Below are 22,909 nucleotides of genomic sequence, written 5' to 3' on the forward strand. Positions count from 1 at the left end.
AGAACACCGCAGCGGCCTCGGCCGGGTTGCGCGGGACAAAAAGACGAAACGAAAGGCGGCTCAGTCGATGCGGTCGACGCCCGCGATCCGGCCACGAATTGCGCCAGACACGGCGGTCAGCAAAGCACTGGCGAATTGATCCTGAAGCGCAAACGCTGCCGCCGTATCGCGATCGATGGAGGACACGCGGAACAGCAGGCCGTCAGGGATGAGATCGCGAAAGCCGTACCGCATCTCGGCGAACTTCTTGTCGGTGCCGCCACGCACGGCGGTCTCGCCAATGACGGTCCAGTAGGTGACAGGCTCATAGCGCTGCCCTCCCAGCACGGTCTCCAGGCGACGCGCCGGGATGGTGAGGCCGCCCAGGCGAAGATCGACCTTGCGGTTGCTGACCAGTTGGAACCCCTGCGCCGGGTAGCAGATCTCCGGGTAGTGGAGTTGCAGGCCGTCGCGCTGGTCATTGCCGTAGGCGATGGACAGCATGACCCGTTGACCGTTGCGGTTGACGTAGGTGCGGGACAGGATCTGGCTGTAGAGCTGCTTGAGCAGTTCTTCCTGCTGCGGGTTGACGACGCCCCCGACGACGGCGGTGTCGAGTTGCCAGTCACCGAATTGCTTGGGGATCTGCGCCTCGAGTTTGAGCTCGCCATGCAGGGTGGCCATGCGCTGCGTCGGCGTGAGTCTCCAGGCCGCCAGTGCGGCAGCGCCCATCAGCAGCGTGGCCAAGGCCGCGCGGCGGTTCTGGCGCTGGACCGGATTGCTGGTCGAGCCGATGGTTTCGCTCATGCCTGCTCCGGGCGGCCCACGCGACGGGCGCCGAAACGCAGCAGGCCGTCGGTGGCGATGATGAGCATGAGGGCGCTCAGGAACAGCACCATGCCCGCGAAGCCATGCAGGAAGCCCTGGCCTGCTGCATCACCGAAGTAGTAGGTGATGAGCGTCAGCACGCAGACGCGGATGACGTTGGCCGCGAAGCTGATGGGCACGATGAGGACGGCCAGCGTGATGTTGCGGAACAGCGAGGAGTGCCGCACCAGGTTCATGTAGAGCAGGCCCAGCGCTTCCAGCGTGAACAGGGTATGCAGGCCGGCACAGGCATCGGCCACCAGCAGCTGGTAGGGGCCGATCTGCAGGATCACGCCGCTGCGGCTGATCGGGTAGCCGACTGCGTGGAGAAGGTTCTCGGCCACGTAGGAGACGGCCATCTTCATGGGCTGCGTCAGTGCGTCGACGACGGCACCGGGCAGCGGGATCATGAAGAGCATGAAGAAGATGGCGAAGGCAATGAGACGCAAGTGCGCCGGCCCGCGCAGCAACAGCATGAGGCCGCACACCACGAGGATCGAAGACCCCACTTCGAAGATCCAGATGCCCTGCGAACGGCCCACGGCATAGACCAGACCCGCGAAGGCGAGCAGCGGCCAGGCCAGCAAGGGCTGGGGGCTGGACAGGCGGGTGTCCATGATCTCGGGCCAGCGCCGGTAGATCAGCCAGATGCTGATGCCCAGCACGATGGGCCCGTGCCCCTGGGAATCGGAAGCCCAGATCGAGCCGAACAGGCTGACCAGGGTGGGCACGTAGAGAACGAGCAAGCCCGCCCCTGCCACGAGCCAGGGCACCAGCGCCCCTCGGCTTTCCCGCTCCGGAACCATCGAAGCCTTCAAAGCAAGCAATTCAATGCTCGTTCATCACCACGCCGGCCAGCTCCGTGGGCGTGTTGCCGAGCGCGCCGACAAGATCCTTCAGAGCTGCCACCCGGGTGATGCCCTTGCGGGCAACGGCGAGCGCGGCGCCGCAACGGGCGGCGATGACGGCGTAGTCCGCACCGTGGACGGCGGCCGGTGTGTCGACGATGACGTGGTCGAACTTGGTGACCAGCTCGCGCATCAGCAAGGCAAAGGCGGGACGCTCGACGAGTTCCGTCGGGTTCGGCGGCAGCGTGCCGACGGGCATGACGAACAGGCTGGGCAGGTCGCGGATCGGGCGGATCACGTTGGACTCGGCACGCCCGGACAGGATGCCGGACAGGCCCGAGCCGTGGGTCAGCCCGAAGATCTCATGCTGACGGGGGCTGCGCATGTCGCCATCCACCAGCAGCGTGCGGCCGCCGAGCTGGCTGAAGGCGATCGCCAGGTTGGCTGCGAAGAAGGTCTTGCCATCGCCGTCGTTGGCGCTGATCACCGCGATCGCCCTGCGCGGAGCATCTGCGGAGTACAGCTTCATGTTGATCTGGCTGCGCAACACGCGGAAGGCCTCGGCCTGATCGCTGAAGGGCTTGGCAGCCAGCACCAGTTCGTCACTGGGCGCGGGGCCGCCGCCGGCGGCGTAGGGATAGTGGAACTGCTGGCTCAACGCCCAGAGCACGTCCTCCCCCTTGGCCAGGCCGAGAGAGACCGCGGCCTCGCCAAAACGCATGCCATGGCTCTTCTGATGGGCCAGGATGCGCTCGACCTGCTCGGTGGTGAGGTTGTTGGCCTCGGCAATGATGTCGCCGATGGCGCGGTCATGCAGTGCCGTGGGACGGACGTCTTCGGCGGAATGGCTGCTCATGTTGTGTTGCATGATCGATTCGTCAGGCGGCATTGGGAGGGGACGAGCTCAGCAGCCGGTGGCGCTGGGCGCCGTCAGCCAAAGCACCGGAAGAACGCTTGCTCTTTTGGCCCGGCAACACGCCGATCACGTGCAGGCCCAACAGTTCACGGACGTCATCGATCTCACGCACGCGACGGTCACGCAGTTCGGCTGCCATGACGACGCCGACGGCCAGCAAGCCGCCGACGAAGATGCCCAGGGCCACGTTGAGCGGGATCTTGGGGAAGGACGGCTCGATGGGGGGCGCCGCGGAGGTCAGCAGGCTGGCGTTGCTGGACGTGGCCTGGCTCTCGATGCTGGTGACCGACTGGCGCTGCGTGATGTTGTCGTAGTTGCGCTGGGCGTTCTCGATGTCGCGAATGATCACGGCGCCTTCGTCGCGCACCTGCTTGAGCTTGAGCACGCGGGAGCGCTGGGCCTCGACTTCGGCGCGCAGTTGCGCTTCGCGCTGGCGGCTGATGTTGTTGCTGACGGTGACGCCGGCCGTGAGGCGCTTGACCTCCGCATCGATGCGCTGACGCAGTTCAGCGATATTCGCCTTCAACTCGACGACCTGCGGGTTGCTGTCACCCAGACGTGCGCTGATTTCCTGCAGACGAGCCTCGGCGCGCGACTGATCGGCACGAAGCGCTGCAATCACCGGGTGGCTGGTGATCTCTTGCAGCTTGTCACCGGAGCCAGCGGTGGCCTGAGCCTGGCGGCTGCTGGTTTCGGCAGACAGCGACTGGATCAGGACGAGCTGGCTGGACAGCTCGTTCAGGCGCTGGTTTTCGACGTCCAGGCGCTCGTCGGTCATGATGAGGCCATGTTCGTTCTGGAAGGCGCTGAGCTTGTTCTGCGCCTTCTCGAGCGCCTCGCGGGACTCCTTGGCGCGGACATCGAAGAAGCTGCTGTACTGCTTGGCCGGATCGACGCGCAGTTCAACCGAGGTCTCGATGTAGGCCTGCACAAAGGCATTGGCCAGGGCAGCCGCGAAGCGCGGATCGGGCGCGCGGTAGAACACGTTGATGACGCTGCTCTCGCGACCCGGCTTGACGTCAAGGTCCTTTTGCAGCCGGTCGACGAGCCAGCTTTCGATGTCGCCCTCGCCATTCTTGTCGTCGCGCCACTGCTCGCGCACCTGAGGCACCTCGGTGAGCTTCAGGGCGCGAACCACGCGACGGGCCACCCGGTCGCTCTGGATGATGTCGATCTGCGTGGCGATGACGCCAGGCGTCATCAGGGACTGGTAGGCGATCGCCGACAACGGATCGGGCTTCACATCCACGACGACGCTGGACATCGCTGTGTAGCGCTTGGGCAGCACGAAGCTCAGCACGACGGCGGGAATCAGCACGCCCAGCAAGACGGCGATGAACAGCCGCTTGCGTGCGACCAGGATGGACAGGAATTGGCGAAATGTCATGCAGGGTCCCCGGTCAGAACAGGCTTTCCTTGACGTACACGACGTCGCCATCTTTCAGGCTGTCGTCCATCGAGGGTTGTGCGATCTGCACCTTGCCGTCAGCCGACTTGCGATGAACGCGGATGCCGCGCTCGGTGCCGCGCTGGGTCAGGCCGCCGCCGGCCGCCAGGGCCTGCATCACGGTCATGCCCCGCTCCAGCCGCATCGGGCCCGGGCGTTGCACTTCGCCGTAGATATAGGCCAGCGGCGCGCGGTCGACCCACAGCACGTCGCCGTTCTGGATCACCACGTCGTTGGGACGGCCTTGTTCGGCGCTCGGGCCGAAGACGCTGGGCAGGTCGATTTCCATGCGGAAGGGCTTGCCGCCGCGCGTACCGCTGAGAACGAGGATATCTGCGCCCGTCGTGGCGACGCCGCCGGCGTTGGCCAGCAGGTCGGTCATGCGCATGTCGGTCGTCTCGATGGGATAGCGGCCCGGGCGGTTGACCTGGCCGAGCACGCTGGCCTGGTTGCCCTTGATCTGCAGCAGCACCAGGGTGACCTGGGGCGACTTCACGAAGTTGCCGTTCTTCAGGCCATCGGCAATCAGCTTCTCGGCGGCGCTGACGCCCAGGCCACCGATGCGCACGCTGCCCAGCAGCGGGAAGCTGACGACGCCCGTTTCGGAGACGCGCGTCTCCAGGGTCAGGTCGGGATTCTGGTAGACGACGATGCGAACCACGTCACCCGCACCGAGGCGGTATTCGGGCGACGCGGCGGCGGCGGCCGTCGCGGAAACGCCGGCCTGGGCGTGTGCACCCAAGGCAGCAAGGCTCAGCGCGGCGGCGAGGAACAGTTCAGAGATTCGCATCTTCATTTCAGGCCCATGCCCTTGGAAATGGAAGCAGGATCCAGGCCACTGGCGGCCGGAGCGGGCGCCGCGGCGGGCGCAGCGGTGTTGTCGGAGGCCGCAGGCAGCGGCTGCAGTGCCGGCGTACCGGCTGCGGCCGGCGCCGCCTCAGCGTACTTGCCGACATATTCGATCTTGGAGCTGTCACGCAGCGCCTTGATGTCCTTCTGCACGGCCTCGGCCTTGCGCTGGTTCTGCAGGAAGGCTTCGATGGCCGGGCGGGCGCGAGCTTCGTCGACAGGCTGGCTGCGCGAGCTGACGAGGAAGAGGACGGTCAGGCCGTTGGGGCCGGGGCTGACCATCGAGTCACCGTCCTTCATCTTGGAGATGGCTTCGACACCGGCCAGCGGCAGTTGCTCGGCGGCACGCACGGCCTGGTTGCCGGCGAAGCGGATGTCGGCCGACTTCAGGTAGTCCGCAAACTCGTTCAGGTTCTTGGCGGCCGCCAGCTTGGCGCGGATGGCCTCGAACTGCTCGGGCTTGGCCTCGATCTGCAGCTCCTGCAGGCTGTAGATGCGGCGGTCCTTGAACAGGGCCGGCTTCTCGTTGTAGTACTTGGAGACCTCGTCGCTGCTGGGCTTGGCGACGCTTTCGCCGATGCGCTCGGCATAGGCGCGGGCGATGATCTCGCGCTTGGCGAACTCGATCTGCTGCACGACGCGCGAGTCACGGTCGAGCTTTTGCTCCTGCGCCTTCTGCACCGCCAGCTCCTGGTCGATCAGTCGCTCCAGCACCTGGCGGCTGGCAGCCTCGGCCTGGTCGGCGCGCAGGCCCGGCTGGCGCTGCAGCGCGAAGTTGATCTGGTGGACGGTGATCTCTTCCTTGTTGACCTTGGCCGCCGTCTGCGACGCCTTGTCGCCCTTGTCACCCCCGCAGGCGGTCAGCAACGCAGCCGCCGCAACGACCGCCAAGACCAGGTGGACACGGTGCTTTTTCTGTTGGTTTGCCATCTGAAGAAGGTCCTTGTTATGCAGAGGAAGGGCACCCGCCCCAGGGAGCGAACGAGTGTAGCGGCGCGATATGTCGCAACCATGTGGGCCGCGAAGCCGGAACTGGGTTCGTCAGCGACCCGCGGTTAGAGCATTTGCAAGCGGGAAGTTCCCAGATCCCCCACGTTCTTGGGGGATGGCCGGTGCGAGATGAGGATGGCGCCTCCCGGCGTCATCGGTATTGGGTCTTCGGGCCGAGCGCTGGGCCGCTCCCGAGCCGGCCCACTTGGCGATGTGCTTGCCGGTCAATCCGGCAAGCATCGCCATCCCCTCGGGGGCTGAGGCCGGACATGGCGAGTCCAGTGGACTCGCCGTGCCTGCCGAAGAGCTGCGGCACTGCCGCAGCGCGGCCTGCAAGGCAGGCCAGGCTTACCGCGTGCAGCGGGACAAGCCTGGACGAGGGGCTAGCATTTGATCCCGGCGTGCAGCGCGACCAGGCCGGCGCTGAGGTTGTGCACATCGACGTGGCCGAAGCCGGCCGTCTTCATCATGGCCTTGAGGGTGGCCTGGTCGGGGTGCATGCGGATCGACTCGGCCAGGTATTTGTAGCTCTCGGCGTCGCCGGCGAACAGCGAGCCCAGCCTGGGCAGGATGTTGAAGGAGTACCAGTCGTAGGGCTTCTTCAGCGGCTCGGCGATCTTGGAGAACTCCAGCACCAGCAGCCGGCCACCCGGCTTGAGGACGCGGCACATCTCGGCCAGGGCCTGGTCCTTGTGCGTCATGTTGCGCAGGCCGAAGGCGACGCTGACGAGGTCGAAGCTTTCACTCTTGAAGGGCAGCTTCTCGGCGTCTGCCAGGCTGGTGGGCAGGATCATCCCTTCGTCGAGCAGGCGGTCGCGGCCCTGGCGCAGCATGGCCTCGTTGATGTCGGTGTGCACGACGACGCCGGTCTCGCCGACCTTGCGGGCGAAGGCGCGCGACAGGTCGCCCGTGCCGCCGGCGATGTCCAGGGCCCGCTCGCCCGGCTTCAGGTTGGCCACCTGCACGGTGTAGGCCTTCCAGGCCCGGTGCAGGCCGGCCGACATCAGGTCGTTCATCAGGTCGTACTTGGACGCGACCGAGTCGAAGACGCCCTTGACCTTGCCGGCCTTCTCGTTCTCGTCGACCGTGCTGAATCCGAAATGTGTGCTGCTCATAGGCTCAATGGGAATGGCAGGACCCGCCGCCCTTGACGGGCATGGCCTCGTCGCGGCTCTTGCCGGCGGCGGCAAGGCGGGACTCGTAGTCGCGCCACAGCGCGTCCTGCTGGCTGCCCAGCTTGTGGAGGTAGTCCCAGGAGAACAGGCCGCTGTTGTGGCCGTCGCTGAACTCGGGGCGAACGGCGTAATGGCCGACCGGCTCCAGGCCGGTGATGAGGACGTCGCGCTTGCCGGTCTGAAGCACTTCCTGGCCCGGGCCGTGGCCCATGACCTCGGCCGAGGGGCTGTAGACGCGCATCAGCTCGAAGGGAATGCGAAAGCGCGCGCCGTCGTCGAAGGCGATTTCCAGCACGCGGGACTGCTGGTGGACGGTGATGTCGGTGGGCGCGGGCATGCCGTCAGTGTAGGCGCCTGCCTTACAACACCAGATAGGTCGGCACCACACCGTCCTTGGGCCTGACCTGGGTGAAGCGCGCCGCCAGACGCGACTGCACGCTGACCGGCAAGGGCGCGAAACCGGTGCCGCGGGTCAGGTCGTCGCCGTGCATGAAGCACCAGTAGAGGTATTTCAGCGTCGGCGCGACCTTGGCCGCCGTCGCCGGCTCGGCGTCGACCAGCACGAAGCTGGTCAGCGTGATCGGCCAGGTCTCGTTGCCCGGGCGGTCCAGCAGCGTGGCCAGGTCATCGCCCTGGCGGTGCATGTCGCTTTCCAGGATGGCGGCACGGAAGCCCGCCTCGCTGGGCAGCACGAACTTGCCGGCGGCGTTGCGCAGCTTCACGGCGGCGAGCTTGTCGCGCAGCACGCGGTCGTAGGAGACATAGGCGATGGCGCCCGGCGTGGCGCGCAGGGCCTGCACCATGCCGTCGTTGCCCTCGGCCTTCAAGGGCTCGCCGGGCCAGGCCGGCGCCTGGCTGGCGCCGACTTCCGTCTTGAACATGGGCGATGCGCCGGCCAGGTAGCGGCTGAAGCCATCGCTGGTGCCCGACTTCTCGGCGCGCACGACGCGCTTGATGGGCAGGGCCGGCAGGCCCACGCCGGGGTTGAGCGCCGCGATGCGGGGATCGTTCCAGGCCTTCACGCGGCCCATGAAGATCTCGGCCAGCAGCCCGCCCTCCAGTTGCAGGGCCGCGCCACCCGGCAGGTTGACCACCGGCACCACGCCGCCGACCAGCATGGGGATCTGTACCAGATGTTGCTTGGCCAGCTCGGCAGGCGGCAGCGGTGCGTCGGTGCCGCCGAAGTCCACCTTGCGGGCGCCGATCTGCTTGATGCCGTCGCCCGAGCCTGTGCCCTTGTAGGCGACGGCACCGCCGCCGGCCTTCTCGAAGGCCTTGGCCCAGGTCTCGTAGACCTTGGACGGGAAGGTGGCGCCCTGCCCTTGCACGGGTTGGGCGAAGGCTGCGGCAGACAGCAGCAGCGGAGCAAACAAGGCCAGGCTCAGGCGCGGAAGAACGGACATGCCAGGGAAGGGGGAAGCTTGGTGAAAACCCGCAATCATGCCCTGTGTCTTCCGTCGTCCCTAGGAGGCGAGCGCTCTAATCTGCGGTTTCCACGGCCATTCATCGCCCTGTCATGCCTCGTCTCACCCGCCACCGCCTGGCCGCCGCAGCCACCCTGCTCGGCCTGGCCGCCGCCGCACAAGCCCTCGACCTGAACGGCTTGTCCAAGGATGTCGCCCCCTGCGATGACTTCTTCGCCTTCGTCAACGGCAATTGGGAGGCCGCCACCGAGATGCCGGCCAGCCGGGCCCGCATCGGCGGCTTCGAAGACCTGCGCCGGACCAACGACGCGCTGCTGGACAAGGCCCTCAAGGATCTGGTGGACAAGCCGGAGCTGCAGACCACCCCCGGCCTGAAGCTCATCGCCGCCTATTTCGCCAGCGGCATGGACGAGGCGACCATCGAGGCGCGCGGCCTCAGCTCCATCACCCCGCTGCTGAACCGCATCGACGGCCTGCAGCGTCGCGAAGACCTGCCCACGCTGCTGGCACTGCTGAACCGCAGCGGCATCGAGGCTCCGCTGGGCTTCAGCGTGCAGCCGGACCGCAAGGACACGCGCCGCAACGTGCTGGGCCTGTCGCAGTCGCAGGCCGGCCTCGGGCTGCCGGATCGCGACGACTACTTCCGCAACGACGAACGCACCCAGAAGCTTGGCACCGCCTACCGCGAATTCGCCAGGACGCTGCTGGCCGCCGCCAACCGCCCGGCCACCGACGCCGAGCTGGATGCCGTGCTGGCCTTCGAGACCCAGCTCGCCGAGGCCATGCGCGAGCGCGCCAAGATGCGCGACCCGAACGCCAGCTACAACCCGATGAGCCCGGCCGAGCTCACGACGGCCGCGCCGGGCCTGGACTGGACCGGCTACCTGGCCGTGCTGACCGCCGGCGCCAAGCTGCCCCAGCGCTTCAACGTGGGCCAGCCCGAGGTCACCGCCCGCGTCGCCAAGCTCGCCGCGGACGCGCCGCTCGACGTGTGGCGCCGCTACCTGGCGCTACGCGTGCTGGACACGCTCTCGCCCCGCCTGCCCAAGGCCTTCGCGAACGCCTCCTTCGAGTACCGTGGCAGAGCCGTCAACGGCCTGGAGGCCGCGCCGCCGCGCAGCGAGGACGTCATCCTGAAGATCGGCGGCCGCACCGGCGGCGAGCCCCTGGGGCCGGCGCTGGGCGAACTCTTCGTCGCACGTGCCTTCTCGCCGGAGGCACAGAAGCGTGCGGTGCAACTGGTCGAGGACATCCGCGCCAGCATGAAGGGCCGCATCGAGAAGCTGGACTGGATGACGCCCGGCACCAAGGCGAAGGCGCTGGAGAAGCTGGCGAACATGCAGCCCAAGATCGGCGCGCCCGACAAATGGCCGCAGTACGAGGGCCTGCAGCTGAGCAGCAACGACTACGCCGGCAACTGGCTCAAGGCGGCGCTGTGGCAAAGCGGCCAGCAGGTCAAGGATCTCGACGCGCCGGTCGAGCGCGGCCGCTGGCGCATGGCAGCCCACATCGTCAACGCCCAGGCCGGCGGCCTCAACGAGATCACCTTTCCGGCCGGCATCCTGCAGCCGCCCTTCTTCGACGCCAAGGCCGATGACGCCAGCAACTACGGCGGCATCGGCATGGTCATCGGCCACGAGATCACCCACCACTTCGACGACAGCGGCCGCAACTTCGATTCGGCGGGCTCGCTGACCGACTGGTGGACGCCCGCCGACGCCGCCGGCTACAAGGCCCGCGCCGACAAGGTGGCCGAGCGCTATTCGGCGATCTCCCCGCTGCCGGGCTTCAACATCAACGGCCGCATGACGCTGGGCGAGAACATCTCCGACATGTCGGGCCTGCCCATCGCCTACGAGGGCCTGCAGCGGGCGCTCAAGCGCAATGGCGGCGCCGACAAGAAGATCGACGGCTACACGCCGGCGCAGCGCTTCTTCATCAGCAATGCGCTGATCTGGCGCACCAAGGTGCGCACCGAGTTCCTGATGAACCAGATCCGGACCGACAACCATTCGCCGGCCAAGTACCGCGTATTGACGCCCATGAGCAATTCGGCCTACTTCGCCCAGGCCTTCTCTTGCAAGGCTGGCAGCGCGATGGTGGCGACTGATCCCATCACGGTCTGGTGACGGGCTTGCGGTCGGGCCGAGCGCCGGGCCGCTCCCAAGCCGGCCCGGCATGGCGATGTGCTCGCGGCTTGATGCCGCGAGCATCGCCGTCCCCGCGGGGGACCGACCACACTCGCTCGCGTTCAGCGATGCGAATGTGGGCGAGGGGCTCAGTCAATCACCACTGCAGCTTCAGCGTGTAGGCGCCCGTGCCGCTGTAGCGCAGCACCTGCACATACAGCGTGACGGCGCTTGAGCCGCCGTTGGCGTAGCTGGTGCTGTCGACCTGGCCGGCGGCCTTCTCGCTGCTGGCCAGCGTCGTGCCGGCGCTGTTCTTGATGTACAGGTCGAAGTCGTTGCTGCTGCTGCCCATGGTCAGCGTCGCGGCCAGGGTCTTGCCGGCCGGCAGCGTCACCTTGAAGTAGTCGGTGTCGGTGCTGGAGCTGACCGATCCGGCCACGATGGCGGGCGACGACACGGTGTTGGCCGTGGCGATCGTGCCGTTGGACTCGACTTCATTGACCGTCGGCAGGGTCGTGCCGGCGATGGCCGTGACGGCAGCGGCGGCGTCCAGCAGGCCCGAGCCGCACTGCGAGCAGGTGCCAGGGAAGGCGCGGGCGCTGCTCTGCAGCGCGGCCTTGATCTGGTCCGGCGTGGCCGTCGGCTTGGCGGCATACATCAGGGCGACGACGCCGGCCACGTGGGGCGTGGCCATCGAGGTGCCCTGGTAGTAGGCGTAGTTGTCGGCGCCCGGGCCCTGCGTGCCGGCATTGAGCGTGCTCAGGATGCCGTTGCTGCTGGACGAACGCACGTCGCCGCCGGGCGCAGCGAGCGCCACGATGGACCCGTAGTTCGAGTAGTAGGCGCGGCTGCCGTTGCGGTCGGTCGCGGCCACGGCGATGACGCCCGAGCAGTTGGCCGGATTGGAATTGCTGGCGTTCTGGTTCTCGTTGCCGGCCGCCACGACGACGGTGGTGCCGCGTGAACGGGCGCTGTTGATGGCGTTCTGCGACGTCGTGTCGCAGGCGCCGCCGCCGCCCAGGGACATGTTGATGACCTTGGCCGGCGTGGCGTTGGTGGGCAGGCCGGAGACCGTGCCGCCCGAAGCCCAGATCATGCCGTCGGCGATGTCGGAGGTGTAGCCGCCGCACTTGCCCAGCACGCGCACCGGCTGCACCTTGGCGTTGAAGGCGATGCCGGCGACGCCGGTGGCGTTGTTGGTCTTGGCAGCGATGGTGCCGGCCACGTGGGTGCCGTGCCAGCTGGAGTTGCTGGCCGGTTCACCGGTGCCGCACTGGCCCGCGGTGACCCAGTCGCCCGGGTCGCTGGGGTCGCTGTCACGGGCATTGCCGTCGGCCGCGGTGGCGACGTCGGCAATCATGTCGTAGCCGGCGACGATCTGGCCGGACAGGTCGGCGTGGGGGCGGTAGCCGGTGTCGATGACGGCGACGACGACGCCGCTGCCGGTGGACAGGTCCCAGGCCGCCGGGGCGCGGATGCCGCCGGTGGTCTCGTACAGGTCCCATTGCGAGCTGTAGCTCGAATCATTGGGCGTGAAGAGGGGGTACATCTTGCGGTCGGGTTCCGCATAGGCGATGTTGGGGTCGGCCGCCTTGAGCTGGTTGGCCAGGCTCTGCATGTCGCCGTGCGACAGGGCCTTGTCGAGCTTGAAGATGTGGGCGCCAGTGCCGCTCTGACGCACCAGGCGTGCCTTGGCGCCACGCACAGCGAGCGCAGCGTTGAGGGTATTCAGACGCGTGTCCAGCGCATTGGCGGTGATGGCCTGGGCGCGCATCACGCCGGCATCCTTGACGTCGGCCACGGAGGCGTCGCGATAGCTGACGATGAGGCGGTCGGTGCTGGTGGCACGCACACGCAGATTGGTCAGGCCCTGGTCCACCACAGTCTGGGACACGCCGGCCTGGCTCACGCCCGCCGTCAGCAGGCCACAAGCCAGGGCGAGCAGGGTTCTCTTGTTGGCAAAAGCAAAACTCATTTGGTGATTTCCGGAAAAGTCGCCGTGACGGACGGCGCACCGGCTCGGCCCGCGGGATCTCCACGAGAAGCGCCGCTGTGTTCAGCTCGCCGGCAGGACTCAACCCAACAACGCTTCCGCCGGCTTTGGCGCTATCCGAAGCGGCGCGAAGTGTGTCTGTTGTGTTAAGCCGGCCTTGTCGCCAGGCGCGGTGACGGAAGTAACCCTAGCGGGCTATCACGGATGACAGCGGCTGTGACGAATGGCATGCAAGCCCTCAAAACGCCCATGGGGCCCGGCCGCAATTCAGCTGCGGTTTTCTGCGGACCGTCGCACGGCGGCGGCAACTCATCGCTTCCGGCTTGGGCTCGCACACCCGGGCGCCTAGCCTGACGACAGGTCGACGCACTTCGCGGCGCCCGCCTCCCGCCAGAACCCCACAGGAGCTTGTCATGTCCAACCGCTATTCGATCGCCCAGCGCACGCCCTTGCAAAACAGCCTTTTCGCCGGCCTTGCCTGTGCCATCACGCTGACCCTGGCCGCCGGCCCCGCGCTGGCCCAGCCCGGTGACCTGGAGCGCGTTGAAATCAGCGGCCGTGTCTACGAAGCGCCGACGCGCTTCGACATGCGCGCCAGCTGCGACAGCATCGAGGAGCAGCTGCAGGACGCGCTGCAGACGACCTGGGTGCGCGAGCGCCGCGCCGGCCAGGTCAAGGTCGAGCTGGTCATGGACGGCAACGACATCACCGCCGTCAAGGCCAAGGGCATCTCGCACGCCATCGAGCGCTCGGTGCGGCAGGCCGTGAGCGGCCTGCACTGCGGCACGCAGAAGACGGCCGGCGCGCAGATCTACCGCTTCCGCGTCGACTTCATCGACCCCTACAGCTCGACCAGCAGCGGCGACACGCAGACGGCCGGCACCAAGAGCGGCGTCAAGCTCGCCCTGGCCAGCGAGTGATCAGCTTCTGCTGAGGGCGGCGGCGATGGCCGCATCGACGGCCGTCAGCGGCTGCGTGAGTAGCGCAGCCGCCCCGCCCACCGTTTCTTCGCGCTGAGGCGCGGCCCAGACGGGCGCCGGGAAATGGCTGTCCCCCTCGAAACGCGCGATGACATGCCAGTGCAGATGCGGCACGACATTGCCGAGGCTGGCGATGTTGACCTTGGTCGGCGCGAGCAAAGACCTTAGAGCCCGCTCGATCTCGGTGACAGCGTCCATGCAGGCGTGTCTATCGGTGACCGAGAGGTCGCTGAACTCGGCGACATGCGTGTTCCAGATGAGGCGATAGAAGGCCGGGAAACGCCGCGCCTCTTCACCATCGACGACGCGCACGACGCGAAAGTGCGGTGTGCGGGCGACGACGAGGCCGCCGTCGCCGTCACAAAGCGGGCAGAGAACACCGCTCACACAAGCACCCGCTCGATGCCGCCGTTATTGGCCTTGGCCACGTAGTCGGGCATCCAGTTGGCGCCGAGGATCTGGTTGGCCATCTCCACGACGATGTAGTCGGCCTCGAGCAGGCCGTTCTGCAGGTCGTTGCCGTAGCGGGTCAGGCCCTGCAGGCAGCTCGGGCAGGAGGTCAGGATCTTCAGGTTTTCCTGCGCGCCGACCTTGCCGCTGTCGCGCAGCGCTGCCTCGGTCTTGCGCAGCTCCTCTTCCTTGCGGAAGCGCACCTGGGTCGAGATGTCGGGGCGGGTCACGCCGAGCGTGCCGCTCTCGCCGCAGCAGCGCTCGCTCTTGACGACGTCCTCGCCCACCAGCGCCTTCACCGTCTTCATCGGCTCCTGCTGCTTCATCGGCGAATGGCAGGGGTCGTGATACAGATAGCTCTGCTTGGAGCCCAGGGTGATGCCCTTTTCCAGCAGGTACTCGTGGATGTCGATGATGCGGCAGCCGGGGAAGATGTCCTCGAACTTGTAGCCCTGCAGCTGGTCGTAGCAGGTGCCGCAGCTGACCACGACGGTCTTGATGTCGAGGTAGTTCAGCGTGTTGGCGACGCGGTGGAAGAGCACCCGGTTGTCGGTGATCATCTTCTCAGCCTTGTCGAACTGGCCCGAGCCGCGCTGCGGGTAGCCGCAGCACAGATAGCCGGGCGGCAGCACCGTCTGCACGCCGGCATGCCAGAGCATGGCCTGGGTGGCCAGGCCCACCTGACTGAACAGGCGCTCAGAGCCGCAGCCCGGGAAATAGAACACGGCCTCCGTCTCGCTCGGCGTGGCGGGCGGGCGGATGATGGGCACGTAGTCCTTGTCCTCGATGTCCAGCAGCGCGCGCGCCGTCTTCTTGGGCAGGCCGCCGGGCAGCTTCTTGTTGATGAAGTGGATGACCTGTTCCTTGATCGGCGCGGCACCGACGGTGGCGCGCGGGGCGCTCGTCTGCCTGCGGCCGGCTGGCTTGAACAGGTCCACGGCCAGGCGCTGGGCCTTGAAGCCGATGCCGACCATGGCCGTGCGCATCAGCTTGATGGTCTCGGGGCTGGTGGCGTTCAGCATGAACATGGCCGCCGCGTTGCCCGGACGCCAGGTCTTCTGGCCCATCTTGCGCAAGAGGTTGCGCATATTCATGGTCACGTCGCCGAAGTCGATCTTGACCGGGCAGGGCGACAGGCATTTGTGGCAAACCGTGCAGTGGTCGGCCACGTCCTCGAATTCCTGCCAGTGCTTGATGGACACGCCGCGGCGCGTCTGCTCCTCGTACAGGAAGGCCTCCACCAGCAGCGAGGTGGCGAGGATCTTGTTGCGCGGGCTGTAGAGCAGGTTGGCGCGCGGCACATGGGTGGCGCAGACCGGCTTGCACTTGCCGCAGCGCAGGCAGTCTTTGACCGAGTTGGCGATCTCACCAATGTCGCTCTGCTGCATGATCAGCGACTCATGACCCATCAGGCCGAAGGACGGCGTGTAGGCATTGCGCAGGTCCGAGGGCATGGCCGCGTTGCGCAGCAGCTTGCCCTTGTTGAAGCGGCCTTCCGGGTCGACCCTGGCCTTGTAGGCCGTGAAGTTGGCCAGTTCCTCGTCGGTCAGGAACTCGATCTTGGTGATGCCGATGCCATGCTCGCCGGAAATGACGCCGTCCAGCGAACGGGCCAGCGTCATGATGCGGGCCACGGCCTCGTGGGCCGTCTGCAGCATCTGGTAGTTGTCGCTGTTGACAGGGATGTTGGTGTGCACATTGCCGTCGCCGGCGTGCATGTGCAGGGCCACCCAGACGCGGCCGCGCAGCACTTCCTTGTGGATGCGCTTGCACTCGGCCAGCAGCGGCTCGAAGGCGGCACCGCTGAAGATGGACTGCAGCGGCTTGAGGATCTGCGTCTTCCACGACGCACGCAGCTCATGCGTCTGCAGGCCCTCGAAGAAGCCGCTGTCCAGGCCGTTCAGCCATTGCTGCCACAGCTCGCCCACCTCGCGCAGCAGGGCCAGGGCCTGCTGCACGCGGTCTTCCAGCAGCTCGGCGCTGGGGATGTCGCCGGCGTCGTCGCTCTTGCCCAGGGGCAGCTTGCCGGCGGCGAACAGGGCCTGCAGGGCCGTCACCAGGTCCAGCTTGTTGCGCAAGCTGAGTTCGATGTTGATTCGCTCGATGCCCAGCGTGTACTCGCCCATGCGGTGCAGCGGGATCACCACGTCCTCGTTCACCTTGAACGCGTTGGTGTGCTTGCTGATGGCGGCCGTGCGCTTGCGGTCCAGCCAGAACTTCTTGCGCGCGTCGGCGCTGACGGCGACAAAGCCTTCGCCCGAACGGCCATTGGCCAGGCGCACGACCTCGGAGGTGGCGCGCGCCACTGCGTCGGCGTCGTCGCCGGAGATGTCGCCCACCAGCACCATCTTGGGCAGGCCGCCGCGCTTGCTCTTGGTGGCGTAGCCGACGGCCTTCAGATAGCGGTCGTCCAGATGCTCCAGGCCGGCCAGCAGCACGCCGGTGTCGGCAATCGAGAACATGTAGTCCTTGATGTCGACGATGCTGGGCACGCAGTCCTTGGGGTTGCCGAAGAACTCCAGGCAGACGGTGCGGGTGTGCGCCGGCATGCGGTGCACGATCCAGCGGGCAGACGTGATGAGGCCGTCGCAGCCTTCCTTCTGGATGCCCGGCAGGCCGGCGAGGAACTTGTCCGTCACGTCCTTGCCCAGGCCCTCCTTGCGGAAGACGCGGCCGGGGATGTCCAGGCGCTCGGTGCGCTCCAGCGTCTTGCCGGAGGCATCGAAATAGCGCAGCTCGAAGCTGGCCACCTCGACATCGTGGATCTTGCCGAGGTTGTGGTTGAGGCGGATCACCTCCAGCCACTTGGCCTCGGGCGTCACCATCTTCCAGCTGGCCAGGTTGTCCAGGGCCGTGCCCCAGAGCACGGCCTTCTTGCCGCCGGCGTTCATGGCCACATTGCCGCCGATGCAGCTGGCCTCGGCGCTGGTCGGGTCCACGGCGAAGACGAAGCCGTTGGCCTCGGCCATGTCGGCCACGCGCTGGGTGACGACGCCGGCCTCGCTGAAGATGGTCGGCACCTCGCGGTCCAGGCCCGGCAGCTTCAGCATCTCGACGCCGCGCAGGGCTTCCAGCTTCTCGGTGTTGATGACGGCGCTGTTCCACACCAGCGGAATCGCGCCGCCGGTATAGCCCGTGCCGCCGCCACGCGGGATGACGGTCAGGCCCAGCTCGAAGCAGGCCCCCACCAGGCCGGCCATTTCGGCCTCGGTGTCGGGCGTCAGCACGACGAAGGGGTATTCCACGCGCCAGTCGGTCGCGTCCGTCACATGGGACACGCGCGACAGGCCGTCGAACTTGATGTTGTCCTTGGCCGTCTGGCGCCCCAACGTCTTGGCGGCGCGCTTGCGCAGGCCGGCGACGCTGTCGAAGAACTTGGCGAACTCGGTCACCGCGCCACGGGCGGCCAGCAGCAGCTCACCCACGGCGGCGTCGCGCTGGGCGTCACCAGCGGGGTCGCGGCGCTTTTGCACCTCGGCCAGGCGGTGGTTCAGGGCCTCGATCAGCAGGGCCCGGCGCCTGGGGTTGTCCAGCAGGTCGTCCTGCAGATAGGGGTTGCGTTGCACCACCCAGATGTCGCCCAGCACCTCGTACAACATGCGGGCGGATCGGCCCGTGCGACGCTCCAGCCGCAACTGGTCCAGCAGCTCCCAGGCCCGAGAGCCCAGCAAGCGGATGACGATCTCGCGGTCGGAGAACGACGTGTAGTTGTAGGGGATCTCGCGCAGCCGGGGGGCTGCGCTCTCGGCCGCTTCAGCGGTGGGCATCAGGGGATGCGGAGCGTTCATGGCAACCGGCTAGACCGGGAAAGAAGCCTGGGAAGGCTGGTTCGGGCGGGCAGCGGCTCGGGTCGGCGCAGCAGGGCGGGCAAAGGCGCCCGGCTTGTGGCCACGGCCCCTCGCGGCAGGGGTTGGAATCCTAACCGAGGGGGGCTTCTCCCTGGGGAGAGCCCCTATTTGCCCGTCATTCGCGGCTCGGCAAGCGGCGCTATGCTGGCCCGCAAAATCCTCAAGGAGACACTGGATGAAGTCGTTTGCCCTTGTTGCAACCCTGTTGGGCCTGGCCGGTTCCGCCCAGGCCCAGACCGAGATCCAGTGGTGGCACGCCATGGGCGGGGCGCGGGGGGAGTGGATCAACGACCTGGCTCGCGACTTCAACGCCAGCCAGAAGGAATACAAGGTCGTCCCCACCTTCAAGGGCACCTACGAGGAGTCCATGCCGGCCGCCATCGCCGCCTTTCGGGCCGGCAATGCGCCTCACATCCTGCAGGTGTTCGAGGTCGGCACGGCCACCATGATGGCCAGCAAGGCCGCCATCAAGCCGGTCGCTGACCTGATGAAGGAGGCCGGCATCCCTTTCGAGCCCGGCGCTTATGTGCCGGCCGTCGCCAGCTACTACACGGCGCCCAACGGCCAGATGCTGAGCTTTCCCTTCAACAGCTCCACCACCGTCTTCTTCTACAACAAGGACGCGCTGAAGGCGGCCGGCGTCGACAAGCCGCCCAGCAGCTGGCCCGAGGTCGCCTCGGCGGCCGCCAAGCTCAAGGCGAATGGCAGCAAATGCCCGCTCACGACGTCCTGGATGAGCTGGACCCAGCTGGAGAGCTTCTCGGCCTGGCACAACGTCGAGTTCGCCACCAGGAACAACGGCTTCGGCGGCCTGGATGCGCGCCTGGCCTTCAACACGCCGCTGCACCTGCGTCACATCGAGAACCTGGCCAACATGGCCAAGCAAGGGCTGTTCGTCTACAAGGGCCGCGGCAACTCGCCGGACGCCACCTTCATCTCGGGCGAATGCGCCATGACGACGGCCTCGTCGAGCATCTACGGCGACATCAAGAAGAGCGCCAAGTTCGCCTTCGGCACGGCTCCTCTGCCCTACTACCCCGACGTGCCCGGCGCGCCGCAGAACACCGTCATCGGCGGCGCCAGCCTGTGGGTGATGGCGGGCAAGAAGCCGGCCGAATACAAGGGCGTGGCCAAGTTCTTCGAATACCTGGCGCGGGCCGATGTCGCGTCCGAAAGCCACAAGCGCACCGGCTATCTGCCCGTCACCAAGGCGGCCTTCGTCGCCACCGAGGCCAGCGGCTTCTACAAGGCCAACCCGGGCAGCGACGTGGCCGTCAACCAGATGATCCGCAAGACCACCGACAAGTCGCGCGGCGTGCGCCTGGGCAACCATCCGCAGATCCGCACCATCGTCGATGAGGAATTCGAGCTGATCTGGGCCGGCAAGAAGACCGCCAAGGAAGCCGTCGACGCCGCCATCCAGCGCGGCAACGAACAGCTCGAGAAGTTCGCCCGGACCGCAAAACTCTGACCCACTGACATGGCGCAGGAAAAGCGCGTCGTCTTCCGCTCCCGCTGGCTGCCCTGGCTGCTGCTGGCGCCGCAGGCCGTCGTCATCGGCGTGTTCTTCTTCTGGCCGGCCGGCCAGGCCCTGCTGCAGTCCTTCCAGCAGCAGGATGCCTTCGGCCTGTCGACCGAATGGGTGGGCCTGGCGAACTTCCAGGCCCTGTGGGCCGATTCGAGCTACCTCGCCTCGTTCAAGACCACGGCCCTGTTCTCCATTCTGGTGGCCGGCCTGGGCCTCTCGATCTCGCTGTTGCTGGCCGTCATGGCCAATCGCGTCGTGCGCGGCGCCGGTCTCTACAAGACCCTGCTGATCTGGCCCTATGCGGTGGCTCCGGCCATCGCCGGCGTGCTGTGGCTCTTCCTGTTCGCGCCCTCCATCGGCGTCGTCGCCTATGGCCTGCATGCCCTGGGCTTCGACTGGAATCATCTGCTGAACGCCGACCACGCCATGACGCTGATCGTCATGGCCGCGGTGTGGAAGCAGATCTCCTACAACTTCTTGTTCTTCCTGGCCGGCCTGCAGTCCATCCCGCGCTCGCTGATCGAGGCCGCGGCCATCGACGGCGCCAGCCCCTGGCGGCGCTTCTGGGACGTGACCTTTCCGCTGCTGTCGCCCACCAGCTTCTTCCTGCTGGTCATCAATATCGTCTACGCCTTCTTCGACACCTTCGGCATCGTCGATGCGGCCACTCAAGGCGGCCCCGGCAAGGAGACGGCCGTGCTGGTCTACAAGGTCTATCACGACGGCTTCAAGGCCCTGGACCTGGGCGGCTCGGCGGCGCAGAGCGTGGTGCTGATGGTCATCGTCGTCACGCTGACCGTCCTGCAGTTCCGCTTCGTCGAAAAGAAGGTGCAGTACTGATGGTGGAACGCAAACCCTGGCTCGACTGGCTGGCCCACGCCATCCTGCTGCTGGGCGTGGCGGTGGTGGCCTTCCCGCTCTATGTCACCTTCGTCGCCGCCACGCAGACAGCAGAGGCCATCCTGCACGCACCCATGCCGCTGGTGCCCGGCGGGCACTTGATCGAGAACATGAGCACAGCGCTGGGCGGCGGCACGGGCGCGGGCTCCAGCGCGCCCGTGGCCCGCATGATGTGGATCAGCTTCGTGACCGCCATGGTCATCACCGTCGGCAAGATCGCCATCTCGCTGCTGTCGGCCTTCGCCATCGTCTATTTCCGCTTCCCGCTGCGCCAGGTCTTCTTCTGGGCCATCTTCGTGACGCTGATGCTGCCGGTGGAGGTGCGCATCGGGCCTACCTACCAGGTGGTGGCCGATCTGAAGATGCTCAACAGCTATGCCGGGCTCACGGTGCCGCTGATCGCATCGGCTACGGCGACCTTCCTTTTCCGGCAGTTCTTCCTGACCGTGCCGGACGAGCTGGTGGAGGCCTCGCGCATCGACGGCGCCTCACCGCTGCGATTCTTCAAGGACGTGCTGCTGCCGCTGTCCCGCACCAGCATCGCCGCCCTCTTCGTCATCCAGTTCATCTACGGCTGGAACCAATACCTGTGGCCGCTGCTGGCAACCACCGACGAGTCCATGTACCCCGTCGTCATCGGCATCAAACGCATGATCAGCGGCGGCGAAGCCGCCAACGACTGGAACATTGTCATGGCGACGGCCCTACTGGCCATGATCCCGCCAGCCATGGTCGTGATCCTGATGCAGCGCTGGTTCGTCAAGGGCTTGGTCGACACCGAGAAATAAATGGCCTCCATCTCCATTCGAAAGCTGGTCAAACGCTATGGGCATGGCCCGAAGGCCGTGCCGGTCATCCACGGTGTCGATGCCGAAGTCAAGGACGGCGAGTTCGTCGTCATCGTCGGCCCCTCGGGCTGCGGCAAGTCCACTTTGCTGCGCATGGTGGCGGGGCTGGAAGAGGTCAGCGAAGGCGAGATCGCCATCGGCGCGCGCGTCGTCAACGACGTCGAGCCGGCGGATCGTGACATCGCCATGGTGTTCCAGAACTACGCCCTCTACCCCCACATGAGCGTGGCCGAGAACATGGCGTATGGCCTCAAGCTGCGCAAGATGCCCAAGGCACAGATTGATGAGCGCGTGCAGCGCGCCGCCAAGATCCTGGAGCTGGGCCAGCTGCTGCAGCGCAAGCCGCGCGAACTGTCCGGCGGCCAGCGCCAGCGAGTGGCCATGGGCCGCGCCATCGTGCGCGACCCGCAGGTTTTCTTGTTCGACGAACCCCTGTCCAACCTCGACGCCAAGTTGCGCGTGCAGACACGCCTGGAGATACAGAAGCTGCACCGCGAGCTGGGCGTCACGTCGCTGTTCGTCACCCACGACCAGGTCGAGGCCATGACCCTGGCCCAGCGCATCATCGTCATGAACGGCGGCCGCATCGAGCAGATGGGCACGCCCGAGGAGGTCTATGGCCAGCCCGCCTCGACCTTCGTCGCCAGCTTCATCGGCTCGCCGGCCATGAACCTGCTGCCCGGCCGCAAGCATGGCGGGCAGTTCCACATCGAAGGCGCGGCCCTGGATGTGCCGCCCGGCGTGGAAGGCGAACTGACGCTGGGCCTGCGCCCCGAGCACGTGCAGCTCGCCGAGCGCGGCTGGCCGCTGCATGTGGAGATGATCGAGATGCTGGGCGCCGAGCGCCTGGTCTACGGCAAGCTGGGCAGCGGCACGCCCTTCACCCTGCGGCTGGACGCTACGCTGCCGTCGCCCCAAGCCGGCGACTGGCTCCACCTGGCCTTCAACCCCCTGCACCTGCACCGCTTCAACACCCAGACGGGGCAACGCCTATGAAATCCCCCTGGTCCTACCCTCTGTGGCTGGCCCATCGCGGCGCCGGCAAGCTGGCGCCGGAAAACACGCTGGCCGCCTTCCGAATGGGTGCCGGCTTCGGCTTTCATGCCTTCGAGTGCGACGTCAAGCTGAGCCGGGACGGCCAGACCTTTCTGCTGCACGACGACACCCTGGACCGCACCAGCAGCGGCCAGGGCTCGCCGGCCGAGCAGGACTGGGCGCAGATGGAGAGGCTGGACGCCGGCAGCTGGCACAGCCCGCCCTTCACCGCCGAACCCCTGCCCCGCTTCGCGCAGATCGCCGCCTTCTGCCAAGCCAACGGCTGCGCGTTGAATGTCGAGATCAAGCCCTGCCCGGGCGAGGAGGCGCGTACCGGCGCGGTCGTGGCTCACGAGGCCGCGCGGCTCTGGGCCGGTGCCCTGCCGCCCTTGCTGAGCAGCTTCAAGCCGGAAGCCATCGCAGCTGCCCGCGACGCCGAGCCCGCCCTGCCCCGCGCCTTGCTTCTGGACAGGCTCTGGGACGGCTGGCCCGAAGCCGCCGAAGCACTCGACGTCGTCGCCGTCATCACCAACTACCGGCTGATGGACCTCGCCCTGATTGAACACCTGCACACCAAGGGCTTGCGGGCCCTGGTCTACACCGTCAACGATGCGGTTGTAGCCCGGCGGCTGATCGACGACGGCATCGACGGGATCATCACGGACGCCGTGGATCAACTCGGACCCTAAAGACTCTGCGTCAC

At 67.0% G+C, this 22,909-nt stretch carries 19 protein-coding genes; 7 read left to right on the forward strand and 12 right to left on the reverse strand.

Annotated features, from left to right (window positions below; translation table 11 throughout):
- Positions 1-60: 60 nt before the first annotated feature.
- The 9 genes from epsI to pstS all read right to left on the reverse strand — a co-directional run bounded on the left by epsI (position 61) and on the right by pstS (position 8,474).
- Positions 61-786, reverse strand: coding sequence for an exosortase-associated protein EpsI, B-type (epsI, locus tag AC3WOE_RS20505; protein WP_492693072.1), 726 nt, complete (start codon positions 784-786; stop codon positions 61-63).
- Positions 783-1,592, reverse strand: coding sequence for an exosortase B (gene xrtB, locus AC3WOE_RS20510; RefSeq protein ID WP_492693074.1), 810 nt, complete (start codon positions 1,590-1,592; stop codon positions 783-785). The genes epsI and xrtB overlap by 4 nt, the downstream gene beginning before the upstream one ends.
- 82 nt (positions 1,593-1,674) lie before the next feature.
- Positions 1,675-2,550 carry a polysaccharide biosynthesis tyrosine autokinase gene (locus AC3WOE_RS20515; RefSeq protein WP_492693076.1) on the reverse strand — a complete coding sequence of 292 codons (876 nt, stop codon included), beginning with the start codon at positions 2,548-2,550 and terminating at the stop codon, positions 1,675-1,677.
- Positions 2,551-2,572: 22 nt separating this feature from the next.
- Complete coding sequence (gene epsF, locus AC3WOE_RS20520) at positions 2,573-3,997, reverse strand: chain length determinant protein EpsF (RefSeq protein ID WP_492693077.1); 1,425 nt, start codon at positions 3,995-3,997, stop codon at positions 2,573-2,575.
- A 13-nt stretch (positions 3,998-4,010) separates the two neighbouring features.
- On the reverse strand, positions 4,011-4,847 hold the full coding sequence (gene epsE / locus AC3WOE_RS20525) for a polysaccharide export protein EpsE (RefSeq protein WP_492693079.1): 837 nt from the start codon (positions 4,845-4,847) through the stop codon (positions 4,011-4,013).
- Between the two features lie 2 nt (positions 4,848-4,849).
- Positions 4,850-5,836, reverse strand: coding sequence for an EpsD family peptidyl-prolyl cis-trans isomerase (locus tag AC3WOE_RS20530; RefSeq protein WP_492693081.1), 987 nt, complete (start codon positions 5,834-5,836; stop codon positions 4,850-4,852).
- Between the two features lie 443 nt (positions 5,837-6,279).
- Positions 6,280-7,011 carry a bifunctional demethylmenaquinone methyltransferase/2-methoxy-6-polyprenyl-1,4-benzoquinol methylase UbiE gene (gene ubiE / locus AC3WOE_RS20535; protein WP_492693082.1) on the reverse strand — a complete coding sequence of 244 codons (732 nt, stop codon included), beginning with the start codon at positions 7,009-7,011 and terminating at the stop codon, positions 6,280-6,282.
- A gap of 4 nt (positions 7,012-7,015) precedes the next feature.
- Positions 7,016-7,408 carry a gamma-butyrobetaine hydroxylase family protein gene (locus AC3WOE_RS20540; RefSeq protein WP_492693084.1) on the reverse strand — a complete coding sequence of 131 codons (393 nt, stop codon included), beginning with the start codon at positions 7,406-7,408 and terminating at the stop codon, positions 7,016-7,018.
- A gap of 22 nt (positions 7,409-7,430) precedes the next feature.
- Positions 7,431-8,474 carry a phosphate ABC transporter substrate-binding protein PstS gene (pstS, locus tag AC3WOE_RS20545; protein WP_492693086.1) on the reverse strand — a complete coding sequence of 348 codons (1,044 nt, stop codon included), beginning with the start codon at positions 8,472-8,474 and terminating at the stop codon, positions 7,431-7,433.
- A gap of 113 nt (positions 8,475-8,587) precedes the next feature.
- On the opposite strand from pstS, the gene AC3WOE_RS20550 reads away from it, so the two are divergent.
- Positions 8,588-10,624 (forward strand): M13 family metallopeptidase, encoded by a 2,037-nt coding sequence (locus tag AC3WOE_RS20550; protein ID WP_492693087.1) that lies wholly within the window; start codon positions 8,588-8,590, stop codon positions 10,622-10,624.
- A gap of 157 nt (positions 10,625-10,781) precedes the next feature.
- Here the strand turns inward: AC3WOE_RS20550 and AC3WOE_RS20555 are convergent, their stop codons facing one another.
- Entirely contained in the window at positions 10,782-12,599 is a 1,818-nt protein-coding gene (locus AC3WOE_RS20555; RefSeq protein WP_492693089.1) for a S8 family peptidase, read from the reverse strand.
- 431 nt (positions 12,600-13,030) lie between these two features.
- Here AC3WOE_RS20555 and AC3WOE_RS20560 point away from each other — a divergent pair, with 431 nt between their 5' ends.
- Positions 13,031-13,537, forward strand: a complete 507-nt coding sequence (locus tag AC3WOE_RS20560) for a hypothetical protein (protein ID WP_492693090.1) — start codon at positions 13,031-13,033, stop codon at positions 13,535-13,537.
- On the opposite strand, the gene AC3WOE_RS20565 is transcribed toward AC3WOE_RS20560, so the two are convergent.
- A complete protein-coding gene (locus tag AC3WOE_RS20565; RefSeq protein ID WP_492693092.1) occupies positions 13,538-13,984 on the reverse strand; it encodes an HIT family protein in 447 nt (148 codons plus the stop codon).
- Positions 13,981-17,835, reverse strand: a complete 3,855-nt coding sequence (locus AC3WOE_RS20570; RefSeq protein ID WP_492693094.1) for a DUF3683 domain-containing protein — start codon at positions 17,833-17,835, stop codon at positions 13,981-13,983. Before AC3WOE_RS20570 ends, AC3WOE_RS20565 begins: the two co-directional genes overlap by 4 nt.
- Before the next feature lie 235 nt (positions 17,836-18,070).
- Here AC3WOE_RS20570 and ugpB point away from each other — a divergent pair, with 235 nt between their 5' ends.
- From ugpB to ugpQ, 5 genes are read left to right on the forward strand one after another with little or no spacing between them, the layout of a single operon-like run.
- Complete coding sequence (gene ugpB, locus AC3WOE_RS20575; RefSeq protein WP_492693096.1) at positions 18,071-19,366, forward strand: sn-glycerol-3-phosphate ABC transporter substrate-binding protein UgpB; 1,296 nt, start codon at positions 18,071-18,073, stop codon at positions 19,364-19,366.
- A gap of 9 nt (positions 19,367-19,375) precedes the next feature.
- On the forward strand, positions 19,376-20,263 hold the full coding sequence (gene ugpA / locus AC3WOE_RS20580) for a sn-glycerol-3-phosphate ABC transporter permease UgpA (RefSeq protein WP_492693098.1): 888 nt from the start codon (positions 19,376-19,378) through the stop codon (positions 20,261-20,263).
- Positions 20,263-21,111 (forward strand): sn-glycerol-3-phosphate ABC transporter permease UgpE, encoded by an 849-nt coding sequence (ugpE, locus tag AC3WOE_RS20585; protein ID WP_492693099.1) that lies wholly within the window; start codon positions 20,263-20,265, stop codon positions 21,109-21,111. The genes ugpA and ugpE overlap by 1 nt, the downstream gene beginning before the upstream one ends.
- Positions 21,112-22,167: a sn-glycerol-3-phosphate import ATP-binding protein UgpC gene (locus tag AC3WOE_RS20590; protein ID WP_492693101.1), complete on the forward strand. Its 1,056-nt coding sequence runs from the start codon at positions 21,112-21,114 to the stop codon at positions 22,165-22,167.
- Positions 22,164-22,895, forward strand: coding sequence for a glycerophosphodiester phosphodiesterase (ugpQ, locus tag AC3WOE_RS20595; RefSeq protein WP_492693103.1), 732 nt, complete (start codon positions 22,164-22,166; stop codon positions 22,893-22,895). The genes AC3WOE_RS20590 and ugpQ overlap by 4 nt, the downstream gene beginning before the upstream one ends.
- Positions 22,896-22,909: the final 14 nt, after the last annotated feature.

It is taken from the genome of Roseateles sp. FW305-36 (assembly GCF_058787015.1).

Excerpts from the sequence above, each read along its gene's own strand:
- epsI (WP_492693072.1), bottom strand. The coding sequence starts at position 786 with ATGAGCGAAACCATCGGCTCGACCAGCAATCCGGTCCAGCGCCAGAAC.
- AC3WOE_RS20515 (WP_492693076.1), bottom strand. The coding sequence starts at position 2,550 with ATGAGCAGCCATTCCGCCGAAGACGTCCGTCCCACGGCACTGCATGAC.
- epsF (WP_492693077.1), bottom strand. The coding sequence starts at position 3,997 with ATGACATTTCGCCAATTCCTGTCCATCCTGGTCGCACGCAAGCGGCTG.
- epsE (WP_492693079.1), bottom strand. The coding sequence starts at position 4,847 with ATGCGAATCTCTGAACTGTTCCTCGCCGCCGCGCTGAGCCTTGCTGCC.
- AC3WOE_RS20530 (WP_492693081.1), bottom strand. The coding sequence starts at position 5,836 with ATGGCAAACCAACAGAAAAAGCACCGTGTCCACCTGGTCTTGGCGGTC.
- ubiE (WP_492693082.1), bottom strand. The coding sequence starts at position 7,011 with ATGAGCAGCACACATTTCGGATTCAGCACGGTCGACGAGAACGAGAAG.
- AC3WOE_RS20540 (WP_492693084.1), bottom strand. The coding sequence starts at position 7,408 with ATGCCCGCGCCCACCGACATCACCGTCCACCAGCAGTCCCGCGTGCTG.
- pstS (WP_492693086.1), bottom strand. The coding sequence starts at position 8,474 with ATGTCCGTTCTTCCGCGCCTGAGCCTGGCCTTGTTTGCTCCGCTGCTG.
- AC3WOE_RS20550 (WP_492693087.1), top strand. The coding sequence starts at position 8,588 with ATGCCTCGTCTCACCCGCCACCGCCTGGCCGCCGCAGCCACCCTGCTC.
- AC3WOE_RS20555 (WP_492693089.1), bottom strand. The coding sequence starts at position 12,599 with ATGAGTTTTGCTTTTGCCAACAAGAGAACCCTGCTCGCCCTGGCTTGT.
- AC3WOE_RS20560 (WP_492693090.1), top strand. The coding sequence starts at position 13,031 with ATGTCCAACCGCTATTCGATCGCCCAGCGCACGCCCTTGCAAAACAGC.
- AC3WOE_RS20570 (WP_492693094.1), bottom strand. The coding sequence starts at position 17,835 with ATGAACGCTCCGCATCCCCTGATGCCCACCGCTGAAGCGGCCGAGAGC.
- ugpB (WP_492693096.1), top strand. The coding sequence starts at position 18,071 with ATGAAGTCGTTTGCCCTTGTTGCAACCCTGTTGGGCCTGGCCGGTTCC.
- ugpA (WP_492693098.1), top strand. The coding sequence starts at position 19,376 with ATGGCGCAGGAAAAGCGCGTCGTCTTCCGCTCCCGCTGGCTGCCCTGG.
- ugpE (WP_492693099.1), top strand. The coding sequence starts at position 20,263 with ATGGTGGAACGCAAACCCTGGCTCGACTGGCTGGCCCACGCCATCCTG.
- AC3WOE_RS20590 (WP_492693101.1), top strand. The coding sequence starts at position 21,112 with ATGGCCTCCATCTCCATTCGAAAGCTGGTCAAACGCTATGGGCATGGC.
- ugpQ (WP_492693103.1), top strand. The coding sequence starts at position 22,164 with ATGAAATCCCCCTGGTCCTACCCTCTGTGGCTGGCCCATCGCGGCGCC.